This window comes from Paenibacillus pedocola, from assembly GCF_031599675.1.
Taxonomy (GTDB): domain Bacteria; phylum Bacillota; class Bacilli; order Paenibacillales; family Paenibacillaceae; genus Paenibacillus_AQ; species Paenibacillus_AQ pedocola.
Map to the genome: position 1 here is coordinate 5387436 of NZ_CP134223.1, position 18088 is coordinate 5405523.

Annotated in this window: 12 protein-coding genes; 3 read left to right on the forward strand and 9 right to left on the reverse strand. The window is 53.1% G+C overall.

Annotation, left to right across the window (positions count from 1 at the left end; translation table 11 throughout):
* Window positions 1–160 precede the first annotated feature (160 nt).
* Window positions 161–1249, forward strand: a complete 1089-nt coding sequence (locus QU597_RS23885) for a M23 family metallopeptidase (RefSeq protein WP_310830119.1) — start codon at window positions 161–163, stop codon at window positions 1247–1249.
* A gap of 22 nt (window positions 1250–1271) precedes the next feature.
* Here the strand turns inward: QU597_RS23885 and QU597_RS23890 are convergent, their stop codons facing one another.
* From QU597_RS23890 to QU597_RS23920, 7 genes are all read right to left on the reverse strand, one after another.
* Window positions 1272–2972, reverse strand: a complete 1701-nt coding sequence (locus QU597_RS23890) for an alpha amylase N-terminal ig-like domain-containing protein (RefSeq protein ID WP_310830120.1) — start codon at window positions 2970–2972, stop codon at window positions 1272–1274.
* A gap of 225 nt (window positions 2973–3197) precedes the next feature.
* On the reverse strand, window positions 3198–3866 hold the full coding sequence (locus QU597_RS23895; RefSeq protein WP_310830121.1) for an alpha/beta hydrolase: 669 nt from the start codon (window positions 3864–3866) through the stop codon (window positions 3198–3200).
* A 114-nt stretch (window positions 3867–3980) separates the two neighbouring features.
* Window positions 3981–5138 carry a sporulation protein YunB gene (yunB, locus tag QU597_RS23900; protein WP_370656211.1) on the reverse strand — a complete coding sequence of 386 codons (1158 nt, stop codon included), beginning with the start codon at window positions 5136–5138 and terminating at the stop codon, window positions 3981–3983.
* Between the two features lie 139 nt (window positions 5139–5277).
* The gene (locus QU597_RS23905) at window positions 5278–5889 is read right to left on the reverse strand and encodes a TVP38/TMEM64 family protein (protein ID WP_310830122.1); all 612 of its coding nucleotides are present in this window, start codon (window positions 5887–5889) and stop codon (window positions 5278–5280) included.
* Window positions 5890–6155: 266 nt separating this feature from the next.
* Window positions 6156–7031 carry a glycine betaine ABC transporter substrate-binding protein gene (locus QU597_RS23910; RefSeq protein WP_310830123.1) on the reverse strand — a complete coding sequence of 292 codons (876 nt, stop codon included), beginning with the start codon at window positions 7029–7031 and terminating at the stop codon, window positions 6156–6158.
* A 13-nt stretch (window positions 7032–7044) separates the two neighbouring features.
* Complete coding sequence (locus QU597_RS23915; RefSeq protein ID WP_310830125.1) at window positions 7045–7878, reverse strand: ABC transporter permease; 834 nt, start codon at window positions 7876–7878, stop codon at window positions 7045–7047.
* Window positions 7875–9074: a quaternary amine ABC transporter ATP-binding protein gene (locus QU597_RS23920; RefSeq protein ID WP_310830126.1), complete on the reverse strand. Its 1200-nt coding sequence runs from the start codon at window positions 9072–9074 to the stop codon at window positions 7875–7877. The genes QU597_RS23915 and QU597_RS23920 overlap by 4 nt, the downstream gene beginning before the upstream one ends.
* A 255-nt stretch (window positions 9075–9329) precedes the next feature.
* Here QU597_RS23920 and QU597_RS23925 point away from each other — a divergent pair, with 255 nt between their 5' ends.
* A complete protein-coding gene (locus QU597_RS23925; RefSeq protein ID WP_310830127.1) occupies window positions 9330–9887 on the forward strand; it encodes a GbsR/MarR family transcriptional regulator in 558 nt (185 codons plus the stop codon).
* A 181-nt stretch (window positions 9888–10068) separates the two neighbouring features.
* Here the strand turns inward: QU597_RS23925 and QU597_RS23930 are convergent, their stop codons facing one another.
* On the reverse strand, window positions 10069–15090 hold the full coding sequence (locus QU597_RS23930; protein ID WP_310830128.1) for a carbohydrate binding domain-containing protein: 5022 nt from the start codon (window positions 15088–15090) through the stop codon (window positions 10069–10071).
* Between the two features lie 225 nt (window positions 15091–15315).
* Between QU597_RS23930 and QU597_RS23935 the strand changes: the two genes are divergently transcribed.
* A complete protein-coding gene (locus tag QU597_RS23935) occupies window positions 15316–16332 on the forward strand; it encodes a LacI family DNA-binding transcriptional regulator (RefSeq protein ID WP_310830129.1) in 1017 nt (338 codons plus the stop codon).
* Window positions 16333–16880: 548 nt separating this feature from the next.
* Here the strand turns inward: QU597_RS23935 and QU597_RS23940 are convergent.
* Complete coding sequence (locus tag QU597_RS23940) at window positions 16881–17891, reverse strand: ketoacyl-ACP synthase III (protein ID WP_310830130.1); 1011 nt, start codon at window positions 17889–17891, stop codon at window positions 16881–16883.
* Window positions 17892–18088: the final 197 nt, after the last annotated feature.

Below are 18088 nucleotides of genomic sequence, written 5' to 3' on the forward strand. Positions count from 1 at the left end.
TGAAATTTGCCTGACTAAATTTTATCTCTCCATTCAGGAGCTTTGCCAGATACGGATAAAAAACAGCATTTTGCTCCAATCTATAACAAAAGCACCCGGCAGCTGCCTAAGCTAAGGCTGTTGCCGTCATTCCACGCCCGGATTATAGGAGGTAGTTATCATGCTGGCCTTGTTCAAAAAGACCCTACCATGGAGAACCGTATTGTGCCTGTCCGCAGCCGCAATGCTGTGGGGCGCAAGCCAGGCTGCCGCCGCTGAAGCCGCCCGGAAGGACAACCTTCCGGCCGTCCAGTCCGGCAGCACTTCCGCAGCAGGCATAGTTGACCCTGCGGCAGCACGAAAAGAATTGTATGAGCAGATGAGTGCAGCCACTAGTATTCCCTGGTTCCGCTTCGCTGCGATTGATCAATACGAACGAACCATCGCCAAGAAAAAAGCAACCGCAGATGCTCTGGCACCCTCCCGCATTACCGCCATCAGCATTCCGGGTCCGGTATGGTCCGGCCCGCTGAATCCGGACCAGGCGGATACTTCTCCGGAATCGATCAGTTTCTTTGGCGGAATGGGGTATGACGGTTCAGGAGATGGCTTAGCTGATTCTTCAAATGATGCTGACCTGCTCTACAGCATGGCAAGGCATCTGCTGAAATACGGCAATTCTGCCAATGACTTCAGTATCGGCGTCTGGGAGTATTATCATAACGGCCGTGCCGCCCAGCGGGTGGCCCAGTTTGCCAAGCTGTACGAGCATTTTGGACGGCTGGATTTATCCGGCAGCGCCTTTCCGCTGCCCCTCGGAAATAAATATGCTTACCGCAGCACCTGGGGCACAGGCAGAAGCTGGGGAGGCGCCCGTATTCATGAGGGAACGGATCTTTTTGCCCCTCAAGGCCTGCCTGTACGCAGCACCTGCTTCGGCATCGTTGAGACGAAAGGCTGGAACCGCTACGGCGGCTGGCGGATCGGTATCCGGGATATTGAGAACCGCTACCACTATTACGCGCACTTATCCGGTTATGATAAGTCGGTCACAAGCGGAGATATTGTAACACCAGGCCAGATTATCGGCTGGGTCGGCAGCTCCGGCTACGGCAGCCCAGGCACTCAAGGCAAATTCCCTCCGCATCTGCATTACGGCATTTATCGTGACCGCGGCACTACGGAATGGGCCTTTGATCCCTATCCGCTGCTGAAGCAGTGGGAGAATCAGGAGTACCGGGCTCTCCGGAAAAATAAGAAGAGTAAATAAGCATTCGTGAATCTGCCGGATTTCAGTACAGCAGCAAACAGCCGAAGGGTTCAATCTCCACGAGTATCCGGCCAGAATTCCGGATGGTTGCCCCGCTGAGCAGGTCGGTCAGCACATTTTTGTCAGAACGGAGGCTGCATAGTTCAAGCTGGTAGGCATTCGGAGAATTATTAATGATCACGCCGATCTTATCCTGTTCCCAGCGCCGGACAAAACCAAGCACACCCCGCACTTCGTCAGTGAACCAGGGGCGGAATGCACCCTTTTGCAGGATGGTATGCTGTCTTCTCAGGGCAATCAGCGTCTTGTACCATTCATGCAGCTCCGCATTCTGCTCCTGCGCCTGCCAGAGCATTGGTTTCCGGCAGTGCGGATCGGTCGCACCCTCCATGCCAACCTCATCTCCATAATAAATCATCGGAATGCCGATATAGGTCAGCTGAAAAAAAACAGCCAGCTTCATCCGCTTAAGTGCCGTGCCTTCCCGGTCCCAGCCGCGTCCATTCTCCTTGCAGGCTGTCAGGAAGCGCTCTGTATCATGGCTTCCGAGCAGCTGGAACATGGCCGAGTTGGCCTGATCGTTGCATAAGGCTTCAGCATGAAGCAGCTGCTCCATAAAGCGCGCCGGTCCGCTCGCCTGCAGTGCAAAAAACTCCAGCACCGCCTCCCGCAGAACATAATTCATCCCGCCATCAAACTGGTCTCCCCTTAGCCACGGGCCGGATGCATGCATAATTTCCCCAATCAGCAGCAGTTCGGGGAACTCCGCTTTCAGCTCCCGGCGCAGCCGTGTCCAGAACTGGGGATTCACTTCATTCGCCACATCCAGACGCCAGCCGTCAATTCCCGCTTCACGTACCCAATATTTGGCCACAGCAAGCATATAATCAGCGGTCTCGGGGTTATCCATATTCAGCTTAGGCATAGAAGCCTCTGCTTTGGCAAAGGTTTCATAGGTAGGCGACGGAAGCTGACGGACCGGGTAGGAACGGATAAAGAACCAGTCTTTATACCGTGAATGCTCGCCATGCTCCAGGACATCCCTAAACGCAAAAAACGTATCTCCCGCATGGTTGAACACCGCATCCAGCAATACTTTAATGCCATGGCGGTGCGCTTCTTCAACAAGTGCCTTAAGGTCGTCTATGCTGCCAAAAGCCGGGTCAATCCGGTAATAATCCGAAGTATTGTATTTATGTTCAGAAGGTGACTCAAAAATAGGTGTCATGTATACAGCCGTTACCCCCAGCTCCTGGAGGTACGGTATTTTTTCGGTGATGCCCTGCAGAGTTCCCTGGTTGAAGCTGCTGGGATAAATCTGATAGACAACAGACCCGGTGCTCCAGGAGGGCAGCTTCAGCGCCTCCGACCTGTGCATATAGGCATACTGAAAAGACCCGGCATGCTCTCTGTTTACAGCCACTCCCCTCTCTCCGAACCATACATACTCACCTGCCGGGTTCTGGGCATGAAACAAATATCTGCATTTACCCGTTTCCGTTAAAATCACGGCCTCATGAATCTCATAGGCACCGGCAGAACCGACCCGCTCCATCAGCAGCGGCTGTTCGCTGCCGGGTGAATCATAACGGTCGGAATGAATTACGGTACAGCATAACTGCTGGCCGCCTTGCACGAATAACCGCAGCTTCAATGCACCCGGGCCGGCGGGAAAAGCAAACGGGTCTTCGGCAGTATGATAGAAAAACCAGCGTGTAGGCATATTTATACAGTCTCCTTTTGAAGGTATGATTGATCCGGTTCTATTAATAAGAATGAACTATTTACTGATGCTAGGAAACCGGTTTCCCTCAATCGAAATTAACATGTACTGGATATGTTGTCAATGTAATTCAGACGTATTCCATACAGCAAAAGCCTATTCCACAGACTGATGTGAAATAGGCTCTTTCTGAGGGATACCGCTATTCCCCAAGTTCCATACTCGTCATGAAGCTCCTGAGTTTTCAATGAATTGCAGCACTTCGTTCAATACCCGCTTACTGTCGTTGCAATGGCAGACCATATGGCCGCTTTTTTCGATCAAGAGCATCTGCTTGCGTTCGGAGGGAATGGTCTGCTGAAGAAAGCCTGCGCTTTTGGTCTTTACCAGGTGATCCCTTTTGCCCTGCACGATCAGGGTGGGGATTGTTATTTGCGGATAGATGTCAAAGCTCTCACGGACAAGCCGCTGAAATTCCCGGGTGGCCTTTGCCGGTGTGGAGCCGAATTTGCTGAAGTAATTCTTAAGCATGGTCAGGCTGCCCAGCGTTCTCAGAATCTCGAGCGGATTCAGCGGGAATACAGGCGTTGACAGCAGTGTGAGTGATTTGATACGGGCCGGATATTGCACAGACAGATGGGAGGCGATCAGCGCACCGGTAGAAAAACCGATCAGATGGACGGCCTCATGATCTTCAAGCAGCTTATGCAATTCATCTTCAGCACTTTTCTGCCAGTCAAACCGGTCTGACTGCAGCAGATCCTGTCTGCTGCCGCCATGGCCTTTCAAGGTAAACGTCCGGGAGTGGTAATTATGCTGCTCCATAAACTGTGACAACGGGGAGATTTCATATTCGCCGCCGGTGAAGCCGTGAATGAACAAACAGCCGTTCATGACCTGTCCTCTTTTCCTATATGGGATATACCACAGAGTTGAGTTTTACGGCTTATTTTATCCATTTATTGAAAATTAAACCTTAACGGTGTATTCGTCAAGGTTTAATTCATGTTACTCCCCTCCGCCCGCATCTGTGCTGCTGTTCACTGCATTCCCCGCGTTCCCTGAATTCCCGCTGCCGGAAGATGGCGTGTCTGCAGCACCGTTGTCCTGATCCGCACCTGTGCCGCTTTCTCCGGCATCTGCCCCGGCATCCGTTTCCCCGGTCTTGGCTCCGGGCTGTTCAGGCGCCGGAATTGCAATCCCCGGCGCGCTGCTGCCGTTCTCTCCGACAGGCCTGCCCTGGTTGTCGTAATAATACATCGGCACATCTCCCACAACCATCAGATAGGACACAGGAATTTCTGTATCCACCACCTGCGGCTCCATATCAAATGGAACGACGACGGCGACTTCGGTAACGATATGAATATATACCTCGACCAGAATCATATTAATACCCGCATTTTTCTGGCGGGTATTCAACTCTACCTTCACCGCTCCCTGCGGTTCAATCTTAATCGGAACATCGGGGCCGAAGGAGGCAATGAGCGGACTGTCCAGTGCCTGGCCGAGCGGAATATGCTCTGTCCGGTTATGCAGCTCCTGCAGTGTGGACTGAATGACCTCTGCCGCCTGTGAGGTGATCCGCATATGCTCTCTGTAATTAAGCATGAAGCCTGATATTTTGCCGTTCTTATCCGTTTTCCAGTCGATCAGCGCCTCCGCGTTGCCCCCATCGGCGACCTGTGAGGTAATCGCCTTGTTAATCGATTCCGTAGCAATTTGCTTCACCCGGATCTGGGCCAGGTGAATGATCGGCGGGCGCAGATGCTTCTCCACATAACGCAGGCCCTGCAGCACGCCCAGTACCAGCACCAGGCTCAGAATGAGCCAGAAGCGCCCCCGTCTGCGCGGCCGCGTTGCAGCTCCGGCGCTGCCCCCATTCCTGCCGCTGCCGCCCGGCAGCCTGAACAGCTTCCCGCCGCTTCGGACTCCGCCGGTCATGCCCTGGCCCGACAGCCGGCTTGCGGAGCCCCGCGGTCTTGCCTTAAAGGCCGGACTGCGCCCCGCCGGACGCGGAGTTCCGGCTCTCGACGGCTTCGCCTTGAATGCCGGGCTGCGCCCTGCCGGTCTCGGCAAGCCGTTCCAGCTCACCTTCGGCAGCCGCAGGCGGCCCAGGTTCGGCATCACGGCTCTCCGGCTTCCCCACTTTCGAATTCTGCCCATGTTATGTTCGTCCCTCCCGGTATCCCTGCGGTCAAGCCGCCTCCAATTACTATAGGGTATTCAGGCAGGGGGCAAAAAAGAAGAACGTCCCTCCAGTGCAGGCACTGGAAGAAACGTTCTTGTACGATAAAATATGATGTTACTCCATCCGTTTCCGCTTATCCTCCTGCAAATGCCCCCAGTGGAAACGCACGAAGACCGCAAGCAGCACCGCAATGAAGACCGCATACCAGAGCAGGAACCCGTTCCATTCCTCTCTGGGGACAATAAGTGAGGAGCCAATCGTGCCAAACAGCCAGATATAGGACAGGTTGCCAAGCACGGTGCCCCAGATCACAGCCGAAGCCTTAATCGGCGAGACTGCGGCCATAAAATTAATAATATTGCTGGGCATAATGGGTACGGTGCGCAGCAGGACCAGTGTCCAGATCCCGTACCGGTCGAGATAACGCTGCCACTTGTCATAACGTTTCAGCTTGGAGCGCCATTTCCGGTCAAACCAGCCAAACAGGTATCTGCGGAACAGGAAATAAACAAGCACCGAGCCCAAATTGCAGGCCATCCAGCTGACCAGCATCCCGCCAATGATATTAAATTCGGATACATGCAATACAATCAGTACCGCCAGCGGAAAAAATCCGAATAAACTCTGCAGCAGGGTAAGCGGAATCGTTGCCAGTAAAATGTAGGGTCCGCTCAGGCCCAGACTTTGCAGCAGCCAATCAATCCAGTTGTTTATGATCTCTGTCATGGAGCTGTCTCCTTTCTCGGCTATTGCTTCATCAGCTCCGCTAAGTACTTATATATGGTTTATTTTTCAAGAAAAACACCCCTTACGGGGTGTTTATTGAACAAGGATTATAAGGTGCATATGAAAATGTATGTAAAGAACAATCACCGGCTAAAAAAAGGATTCACCGTCATCTTACGGACGGTTACAACTTTGTAGCCATATGTTCTTTTCATCATAGCATACATTTTCAACTGCTGCAAAAGCGGACAAGCCGCCGGGTTATGCTATTCTTGTGCCTGAACAATCCAGCTTTCCACCTGCTCGGCATGCTCTTCCACCCAGCTCTTGGCCGCATCTTCCGGTGCTGCTCCGGCTTGAATATCAACCATAACCTGTTCCATATCTTCAGGAGTCCACTTGAATTGATCCAGGAATTGATACACCTCCGGTATATCCTCCGCTAGGCCCGTACGCACCATAGTATGGATCTCCTCGGCTCCCCCGAATACACCTTTAGGGTCTTCCAGATATTTCAGATCCATATTGGCGAACATCCAGTGCGGGGTCCAGGCCGTCACTACAATCGGCTCATTGTTCTGGTATGCTTTTTCCAGCTCCTGAACCATTGCCGCTGACGAGCTTTCCAGCAGCGTATAGTCACTCAGGCCGTAGTCTGTAATAGCCTGCTCGGTAGACATCATAATCCCGGCCCCCGGCTCAATACCGACAATCCGGCCCTGTAGCTTTTCCGCCAAATCACTGTTCTTCAAATCTTCAATCGAATTGATCTCCACATACGTCGGAACAGCAAGGCCGGTCTTTGTGCCTTCCAGATTCGCGCCTAGATCTTCCATTTTATCGCCGTATTGCTCCAGATATGAAGCATGTGTGCCGGGCAGCCAGGCTGCAACCATCGCATCAGCACTTCCGTCCGCGACACCTGCCCACATCGGACCGGCATCCACCTGCAGCATCTCCACGCTCATCCCGAGCTTCGACTCCAGCACTTCCTTAACAACATAAGTGCTGGCAATCTCCGAATCCCAGGCCACGTAAGCCAGCTTCACCGTTTTCCCGCCGCTTGCCTCCGATGAACATCCGGCCAAGAGAGCTACCAGCAGCACAGTTAGCAGTAATCCTACACTTTTCTTCTTTATCAATCTCATCACACTCCTATAGTTGTTTGGGTTTGAACAGCTTCTGTGTCAGGCGGTCGAGCAGAATCGCAATAATGACGATCGCAATCCCCGCTTCAAAGCCTGCTCCAGTCTTCGCCTGTGATACCGCCCGATATACGTAAGCTCCTACGCCCTGCGCACCGATCATCGACGAGATCACAACCATCGACAGCGACAGCATAATCGTCTGGTTAATGCCGGCCATGATGGTCGGCAGGGCAATCGGCAGCTGCAGCTTGAACAGCTTCTGGCCTGCCGTAGATCCGAAGGCATCCGCCGCTTCGACCAGCTCAGGCGATACCTGGCGAATCCCCAGATTGGTCAATCGGATCGTTGGCGGAATCGCAAATATAATAGAAGCTATCACTCCGGGAACGACGCCCAGCGAGAAAAAAGATACCGCAGGCAGCAGGTACACAAACGCTGGCATGGTCTGCATAAAATCAAGCACCGGAGTCACGATATTCTGCACAGTTTTGCTCTGGGCACAAAGCACACCGACCGGAACGCCGATCAGTACAGCCAGTACCGAGGCGGTCAATACTAGCGCCAGCGACTGCATAGACGGGTTCCACAGGCCGAGATTATCAATCAGCAGCAGCCCGATCACCGCAAACAGCGCCATACGCCACTTGCCGATCCAATAGGCCAGCGCAGTAATAATTAGAGTAAGCACAATGGCCGGAAGGAAGGTTAACACGGCTTCAATCCCGTTTACCATTCCGCCGATCACAGCATGAATGAGGTCAAAGAAAGGGCCAAAATAAGTCATCAGCCAGTCCTCAAGCCACTCGATGCCTTTGCCGACCGGTAATTTAGGGATGTTCATGAGCCAAGACCTCCTTCCGGAACTGCATTGCCGGCAAGTGCGGACAACACGGCTCCTTTAATGACAATTCCCTTAAGCTTGTCGCTGTCGTCCACCACTGCAACGGGCAGATGAGTCTCTGACATGAGCTCAAACAGATCATTCAGCAGGGTATCCGGGCCGACACGGGGAATTTCCCGCTGCAGCACCTCAAGAATGCTTTTATTTTCTTTCAGCGCTCTGGAGGCATCATCCGCCGTAAGCACACCCTGCAGCTTCATTTCATTATTCGCCACGTACAGGCTGGACACACCGCTGTCCCGCATAAGCTGCAAGGCGACCCGGGGGCCGCGCTCCGGCCGGATCATTTCCGGCTGGCGCATGACGTGGGAAGCAGTCAGTACCTTGGACAAATCGACGTCCTCGACAAACCGTTCTACATATTTGTTGGCCGGCTGAATGAGAATTTCCTCCGGTGTGCCGATCTGGACGATCACACCATCCTTCATCAGGGCAATCCGGTCACCGATGCGCAGCGCCTCGTCCAGATCATGAGTGATGAAGACGATCGTCTTCTTCACTCTGGCCTGCAGTTCCAGCAGCTCCTGCTGCATATCCTTGCGGATCAGCGGATCCAGTGCACTGAAGGCTTCATCCATCAGCAGAATATCGGGATCATTGGCAAGTCCCCTCGCCAGACCGACACGCTGCTGCATACCGCCGCTCAGCTGATCCGGGCGGTGGTTCTCCCAGCCTTTAAGGCCTACCAGTTCCAGAGCTTCCATCGCAAGTCTGGTCCGCTCTTTTTTATCTACACCCTGCACTTCAAGGCCGTATTCGGCATTGGCCAGCACCGTCCGGTGCGGGAACAGGGCAAACTTTTGAAATACCATACCGATATTTTTACGCCGGAACGTACGCAGCTCTTCGGAATTCATCTTGACTACATCCTTGCCTTTGAACAAAACCTGGCCCCCGGTGGGCTCAATCAAACGGTTCAATAAACGGACAAGCGTCGACTTGCCGCTGCCTGACAAGCCCATAATGACAAATATTTCTCCTTCGCCGATGCTGAATTCGGCCTTATTGACGCCAACCGTTAGTTTGGCCTCCCGGGCAATTTTCTCTTTGGACCAGCCTTGTTCCAGTAATGGAAGGGCCCGTCCTGCATCGTTACCGAATACTTTGGTAAGTTGCTTCACCTCTATAATTGCCATGGTGACCTCCTTTTCCCCTTATGTTATTCAGGTAGTTGCTTCTCACTAAGTGTAGCGGAGTTGTGAAAAGACACGCAAAGCCCGTATACGCTAAAAATTTAGTGTACAGTTTTAACTTTACGTACTTTACATAAAGAATACTCTGTTTTACGCCATATTCCGTTCCGCATGAATTCTTTACTTATAGATAAGGATTTGATTACAATACATTTGAGAGGTTTGCAGTCTATCAGCCTATTCCTCAGGAGGGACATCATGAACGATTTAGAAGGGCTTCCGCCCGAGCAGATAAAGCGAATCAGCAAAGCCCGCGAGCGGGTAATTGATTCCATCGGCAAAAATATGGATTTGTACGGGATTACGCTGTCCATCGGGCATTTATATGGATATATGTATTTTAATGAGGGTCCTGTAACGCTGGATGATTTAAGCCGCACCATGGGGATGAGCAAGACCTCCATGAGTACAGGCGTCCGCACACTGCTTGATCTGAAAATGATTGACAAAGTGTGGGGAAAAGGGACGCGCAAGGATCTGTTCGAGGTCGTGCCCGACTGGCATCAGAATTTCAGCGACTATTTCTCGATTAAATGGCGCAAAGCCGTGGAGGGTAATATGACTGCACTGGCCAAGTCGCTGGCCGAAATCAAAGAGATGCAGAGCGAGTACGCGGAGGATGCGGAGGTCCTGCGGCTGCTGACGAATGATGAAGCCAAAATTGATGAAGCCATCAAATACTACCGCTGGCTGCTGAAGCTGATCGAGGCGCTGGAGACCGGCAAGATTTTTGAACTTATTCCCAAGGAAACCTAATCGTATATCACAAGAAGAAACGGCTTTGCCGTCCTGCTTAGGACGGTATCCGTTTCTGCGAGAAATAGAAGGATAGTTTATTACGTAAAACAAATAAATTCTTATATTTTCAAAAACAGCCGTGTCCCCCTACAAGGGGCCACGGCCATTTGTTGTTCTAGCAGGCTATTCTTATTTCCGCTTAAGGAATCTCCACGAGTGTTACGTTGTCAATTACAATTTGATTCCCTGCTTTAATCGCTTGATTCGTTTCCGCGCTGTTGCCTGCGATAAGTCCCATGAGAAACACCAGATGCACGAGTGAATCCGTTGCCCCATCCATAGTAAAGGTATAGCTGTATTCGCTCATTGTATTCGTCAGAGCAACCTGCCGGGCCGGCAGATATTTGGTGTAATCCCCTCCTTTATGCTCTACAGCCACTTCGATCAGACGGTCAACGTCAGAGCGGGCCTGAAACGTCAGCTTATACGTCTTACCCTGTTCAAGCTTCAGTTCGGCGTAATCCACCTGCGCACTGTAATTGGCTCCGCCCGTTCCTGTCAGGCTGACAGCCAATTCCCCGTTCAGGGCCTGGGCAGATCCGGTTCCGTCGAAATACTGCGTCCAGCCGGCCAAGCCCTTCGAGGGATCAAAGGTGCCGTTATCCAAGGTGCCCGTTGCAGGCTCCACAGGTGTACCGCCGGTCACCTCTCTGATCGTAATGTCGTCCAAAGATATCGTGTGCGGCGTACTATTCGCTGTTTTGTCAACGCCAAGTGTTGCACCGATCAGATAGTTCAGCTTCAGCGCACTGCCGTCAGCCACCGTAAATTGTGCGCTGTATGTCGCCCAAGTGGCAGTAATATTGAACCGTGCCTGCGCAGAAGCTGCAGAGGTTCCGCTGTATTCCACGATAATCTGCCGCGGTACCGTCGATTTCGCCTTAAAGCTCAGCTCATAGGTTTTGCCGGCCTGAAGCTGGATGCCTTCCTGGAAGAACTGGTTGGCCCAGGTCTGGCTGCCGGCGGCGCTGATCGCGATATTAGCCACACCCTCATCTGCACTAAATGCAGCAGCCCCGCCTTCCCCCGACCATGTAGACCAGCCGGTGCGGCCGCTGCTGAATGACCCGTTAACCACCAGATTATTGTCATTCGCCAGAATGGCCTGCGTGACAGCCGCATTCACATAACCCCCGGCTTCCACAGTGACCGCGTAGCTTCCTTCAGCCGGGAAGACTGCGGCAGCGATAGTGATAACACCGGGCTGAACCGTATATTGTCCGACTGCTACTGCAGTTCCATTCACCTTGACCGCGCCAATCTTGCTGCGCCAGGCGGCATTGTCTATGAATGTCAGCTCAATCGGCTGCCCGACTCTGTTATTGCTGCTGTCAGCCAGCAGCTCCTGCGGCTTGGCGGGGGCATTCTTAATCTCAAACTTCACATTATCAATCGTAATATCATGGGATCCGGGAATACTGACGCCATCCACTTTGCCCATGAGGAATTTCAGCGACAGCGTATCCTTCTCACCCTGGCGGAATTCGAACCTGTAATGGGCGCCATCCGGCGATACATCAATGGTCTGGCTAAAAGAAGGCTTATACGACGCATTCTCAGCGTTGACGCTGATTTTGCGGGCAACGCTGGATTTGGCATCGAACTCAATGATATATTCTGTTCCGCTAGCCACCTTCAGCCCGTTCTGGAACAGCATGACCGAATAATTCTGGCTGCCGGTATTCGAAATGCTAAATTTGGCGGCCCCATCCGTTACGGCTGCCGCGCTCTGTCCGCCCTGCTCAGTCAACAGCCGTTCCCAGCTGCTCCAGCCAAAGCTGAAGTCCCCGTTGACCAGAGGGTAATAGACCAGAGACGGATCATAATAGGTGCTTGTGCGAAGCAGGACGAAATTATCCAGCCCCACGGTGCCCGGTGAGCCGCCGAGCCGCAGAACGAATTGCCCTTCATGATCGGTTGCTCCGGCAAGTCCCGGGAATTCGGCAGTGATGCTGTGCGCCCCCGCAGGTAGCTGCACCTCTCGTGAGGCATAAAGCCTCCCGTCCTTGCCTCGCAGTTCTACTGCCGCTGTACGGGTGGAAGTAACATCCGCGTCAAAGGTCAGCCTGTAATCCTGGCCCTGCACCAGGAAAATCCCCTTCTGCAGCAGGATGACATCTGCTCCTGCTGCACCGCTGCCTGTAATCTGCAGCTGCAGCTGTCCCTCACCGTCAACATGGCTGCTAACCTCTGCCCCGCCGGAAGCTGCGGTATGCCAGTAGCTCAGCCGGTCTGTCTCACCAAGGTCAAAGGTGCCGTTGTACAAATGATTGCCGCTGCCCAGCGGCATCTTGGCGCTGTCATGTTCGAACGGAATGCTGTCAATCTCCTCCAGCCGGGCATTGCCCAGCCACACAGGTGAGCTGTTCGTACCCAGGTTGAATTCAACCCGTGCTGCAATATCGGAATTCTCCTTCATCTGGAACATCATTTCATAGTGGCCCAGTGTTCCGGTCAGCTCAGCCTTGAGTCCCGGCGAATAGGCCTGATAACCCCGTGATGCTCCGCCCGTCAACCTGGCATTCATGCTCCGCGAAGCATCCGTTTTCGCATCAAAGCTGAGCTTGTAGAATCTTCCTTTGGCCAGTGACACGATCGCCTGCGGCTGAATCGAATAGGAATTTCCGCCCGCGCTGCTGATGTTCACCTTAAGGAAATTCCGTCCGTTAACCGGTTCTAGCGATACTGCTGCATCAGCTCCGGCTTCCTTGTACAGCACCCAATGCGCTGTATTCGGAATGCCCATACCGGCATCACCCGCCACCTGCTCCGTGAATCCGTTGTTATGGATAAAGTTGCCGTCTGCCAGCGGAGCTAGTGAACCCTCCAGATAGGGCTCCTTCGCCAGGGTAACCGGAACCGGTTCACGGTAAGCTCTGCCCGTCAGCTCATATACCCGGACATAATCAATTGCCATTGACTGCGGGAAGACCGTCTCAGCTGTCGGATTGCCGTCAAAGTTGCCGCCCACCGCCAGATTCAGCAGGAGATGGAACTCCTGGTTGAACGGTGCCGGATAAGCATTATTGGCCGGCTGGCCGCTGCTGAGGCTGTACCAGTCATTTTTGGTCGAGTAGAGAACGCCGTCTACATACCAGCGGATTTCCCCCGGTTCCCATTCGATGGAGTAGGTGTGGAACTGCGCAATGGTCCCGTTACCCGGGAACACATATTCTTTGCCGGAGTAGACATTATCCGGCCACTGGGACCCGTAATGAATGGTGCCGGCAACAGTGTTCGGACGGCTGCCCCAGCCTTCCATAATATCGATCTCGCCGGATGCGGCCCAATTGCCGTACTCATAATTCTCCGGCAGCATCCAGATTGCCGGCCATAAGCCTTTGCCAGTCGGAGCTTTCGCCCGGATCTCGAATTTACCGTATTTCTTGCTGAACAACCCATTCGTCTTAATCCGTGAGGAGGTATATTCCTTACCGTTCTGCGCCTCTTTGATTGCAGTAATGACCAGATTGCCGTCCGTTTCCTTCACATTCTTCTCGTCATTTGTATACCATTCCAGCTCATTGTTGCCCCAGCCGGGATTGCCGACAGCCGAACCGTCTCCAAGATCATAGGTCCACTTCGCGGGATCGATGACACCGTCATTAAATTCATCATTCCACACCAGTGTCCATGGGTCCGCCGCAGGTGTTGGCGTTGGCGTTGGCGTTGGCGTTGGTGTTGGTGTTGCTGTTGGTGTTGGTGTTGGTGTTGGTGTTGGTGTTGGTGTTGGTGTTGGCGTTGGTGTTGGTGTTGCTGTTGGTGTTGGCGTCGGGGCTGCTGTAGCGCCGGTACCGGAGGAGCCGCCGCTCGCCGGAGACGGGCTGGAGGCTGGTGCAACCACCTTCAGCTCACTGCTGCTGCCTTTAGTTAGCGCCGCACCGCCGCTGGTTACGCCCTCGGCGTTATTCGTGACAGCACCGAAGCTCCCGTTACCCAGCAGCGCTGTACCTGCGGCATTCGCAGAAATCAGCAGCTCTGCAACCCGGGCATTGCCGGCAAGCAGAACCTGGCTTGGGGTATTCAAGGTAAGCTTACCCAGCTTGCCGGAGAGGCTCAGCGCTAAGCTGCCTGCTTGGTTATCCGCTGTACTGGCATTGCTGAACTCACCCTTCAATGTCACCGCCTTGGCTCCTGAGCGGATTTCAACATCCGTAAATCCAGCCCCGGTCAGCTTTCCTTCCTCCAGTGTTGCCGCGGATTCAAGCTGTACTGTTCCCGCGGCGGTTCCGCCGCTGGCCTGAATGCGCACATTACCTCCGGGTCTGGCCACCACTACCTTTCCGAGCTTACTGTTGTCGAGGCTCACGCTATGTTCTCCGCCTCCGCGGATGAAGGTGGTACCCGTCACCTGCACCCCTTGAAGCATGACGTTGCCTTCGCCAATCCCTTCGGTGAGGTAGAGATTGCCTTCGATTACCGTGTCCTGCAAAAGAATATCCGTACTGTTCAGCACTACGTTGCCTTTTACAGTTCCCAAAGAAACCTCTCCCGGCGACGTTACGAGTCCGGGAACCATCAGATCCACGATCCGGGCCAGCTCAGCGCGGCTGATCGCTCCACCCGGCTTAAATAAGCCTCCGGGATAGCCTTGTAAATAACCGGCTGCCGTAAGTGCCGTAATGGCATCGGTCAGTTCAATGCCGGCGCCTGCCAAATCCGTGTAAACCGCCTTCGGTTTAGCATCTTCCAGCCGGAAAATCTTCTGCAGCGCCACCGCTGCCTCCGCACGCGAGAGCATCGCGGAAGGATGAATGAGGTTAGCCGGGTCCGCACTTAAATATCCGGCGGCAATGCCTTTGGCGATATCTTTGCTGAACCAGAGATGCCCTGCAGCATCGGCAGGAAGCACAGCGGCCTCGGCCTTGTAATTAAAGATCCGGTTCATAATGACGGCGAACTCCGCCTTCGTCACCTGGTTATTCGGACGAAAGGTGCCGTCTCCGTACCCGCTGATGATGCCAGTGTCACTCCAGCGCTGCACCGACCGGGCAGCCCAATGGTCCGCTCTCACATCAGTAAACGCTTTCATATTACTGGCTGCAACCGACTGCTGTGGATTTGACGCTGGCGCTGCAGTAACGGCACCACTGCCCAGCGGCGATAACAGTCCGGTTACTAGGGCTACAGCAGCAAGCGCCGCCGAAATATTCTTTTTCATCCAGTGTATTCCTCCTCAATTTACAGTAACGTTTCCTCATGAGAACATCGAAATCGGTTTCGATTTGTCCGGCAAGAATTGTTTGACTTGTTTCGGGAAGTTGAATAGACTTAAATGTGATTATTTTTTGTACCGGACATAAGCTTAAAATTCATTAAATAACGGGATTATAGCAGTCTTTTCAGTTCTTGCTCATTATTAAGCGGAGGGTGGACAAGCATACCAATGAACATCAAAAAAATTGCCGAAATGGCCGGTGTTTCTGTCTCTACCGTTTCGAAAATCATGAATAATTACAGTGATGTTTCCGAAAAAACGAAACAACGGGTACTGGAGATTATCGAACAAACCGGATATTCCCCCTCGAGTTCCGCTAAAACGCTGGCCACCAAGAAGTCCAATCTAATCGGTGTTATATTTGCCGGTGAGCTTAACGTGGAAATTACGCATCCTTTTTTTGTGGAGGTGCTGAACTCCTTCAAGAAGCAGATGGGCGTACTGGGTTACGACCTTATTTTTTTCTCCAATGAGAAGTTCATCAGCGGCGGAGATTACTTCTCCCGTTGCGTACATTTCCATGTGGACGGCTGTGTGATCATCTCAGGGGAAAAGATGGAGCCGGCCATCCGCGATCTGGATATGAGCAGCATTCCCTGCATCGGCGTCGACCTGGAGCTTAAGGGCAGGAAGTCCGGATACGTGATGTCGGATAATTTTCAGATCGCCTCCAAGGTTGTGGAGCATTTCTATCTGCTGGGCTACAGGGAGCTGGGCTTCATCGGCAGCACGGGCGACTCGGATATCTCCAATCAGCGGGAAGCGGGATATATCAAAGCGATCGAAAGCTTTGGGCTGACGCTGAATCCCAAGTGGTTCGCGCATGGCGATGATTTCTTCGAGCCTAGCGGCTACGCGGCGATGAAGCGACTGCTTGAGAGCGGCAGTCTACCACGGGCCATTTTTGCCGCATCTGATTTACTGGCCCTCGGGGCCATCCGCGCCCTGAAGGAGCATGGACTCCGCATTCCTGAGGATGTTGCCGTAATCGGCTGTGATGATATCGAAGCCTGCAAATACACCAGCCCCACGCTGACCACGATCCGCCAGAACAAGGAACGCCTCGGGGTGCTTGCCGCCCACATGCTGTTTGACCTCATCAACAACCAGTCAGAAGGCGGCTCCTTTGTCGTTGAGCCCGCCCTGATCATCCGCGAATCCTGCGGCAGCGGCTTGAACCGCTGACTACGAAATCCGGCGGCGCTATTCTCTAAGACTGAGCTTACGAATCCTGGTTTCGGAAGCAATTTCCGAATTTAATTGCACTTTGTACAGTAGAAACGGGCCATAAAGCGGCCCGCAGCGATTCTATTGTACTCTGTACAGTTAAAATGGTCTGAATCGCCAAATCCATCCCTTTTCCGCAAATTCAGTTGTACAGAATACAATTAAACCCGGTTTCCGGCCCATACTGAGCGATTCTATTGCACAATATGCAATTACAACTAATACGGCCTTGAACTCTACCCGATATCCCTCCAGGCAGACTGCCAAGTAAACCATTAAATGACTCCGTAAATGACACATCTGAGTTTCCAACGCTGTGAATAAGAAAGCTCATGAAGAATAGGCGCTACGCGATCCCCCCTCAGCGAAAACGTTTTCGATAATATAATCTCTCATTTCAAGTTAGCCTTCAAGGCACGGTTTTTCTGATTTCAGGGTCCATTTTTCGGTTATGAGGGGGAGAGAACCTCCAATCAGCCTCTTCCCCCGCAGCAGCTTACACAGCTCTATAAAGCAGCAGGCGGCTTAACCTGCTCATCCAGACTAAGCTCAACCAGCAGACCGGCTTGCGCCAGACCGGCACCAAAGCCGTAAAGCAGCGCCCGCTGGCCGCTCTGCACCTTGCCTTCCCGGATGCCGAGGTCCAGCGCAAGCGGAATACTGGCGGCAGAGGTATTGCCGAAGTATTCGAGGCTGTACAGCGCCTGCTCAAACGGATACTCCAGGCGCTCGCAGATCGGCTCGATCATCCGCAGATTCGCGCTGTGCGGGATGAACCAGTCCACCTGCGCAAGCGTTGCTCCGGCGTTGTCCAGTACCTGCCGCACCCCTTGCGGAACCGTACGCACCGCCCATTTGAACACCTCCCGGCCGTTCTGCACCAGCTTCCCGGTATCCGAAAGCGCTACGCCATTAACCCTACTTGCCAGTCCCGTGCGGTAGACATGATGCGCCCCGCCACCGTCACTGCTGAGATGGTAGCCCAGAAAACGGTCCTGCTGCTCATCGGTCTCCACGAGCACCGCACCGGCCCCGTCGCCAAACAGAATGCAGGTACTGCGGTCACTATAGTCCGTAATTTTGGACAGTGCATCAGCTCCGAGCACGAGCACCTTACGGTGCAGACCCGAAGCCACATAAGCATGGGCGGTGTGCAGGGCATAGACAAAGCCGGCACAGGCAGCGCTTATATCGATCGCTCCTGCAGTCACCGGAATGCCTAGACGGTGCTGGATGATGGAGGCTACCGAGGGGAAGGAGAAATCAGCTGTGCTCGTAGCCACGATAACCATGTCCACATCCGCGGCAGTTTTTCCGTAACGTGTCAGCAAATCCCGGACAGCAGCAACGCATAAATCACTGGTATATTCATCCTCACGGCTGATTCTGCGTTCACGGATACCCGTCCGCTGCACAATCCACTCATCATTCGTCTCCACCATTTGCTCCAAATCGCTGTTAGCCAGTCTGCGGACAGGGACATATGATCCGATGGCTGTAATCTTCGCACCCTTCATTTTTCAATCACCTCATATAGATTATAGTATCTGGTATTAGTACTTGGTACTAATTATATCCGGGCGCACAGTAAATTGCAAAAAAAGAATACTGGAAAGCCGACAAAAAGAGCCATGACCTCAAGTGAGGCCACAGCTCCTTTTAAAATTACTTATAATGCTAATGCTTGCTAAATGCAAACCTGTTTGCGTGTTTT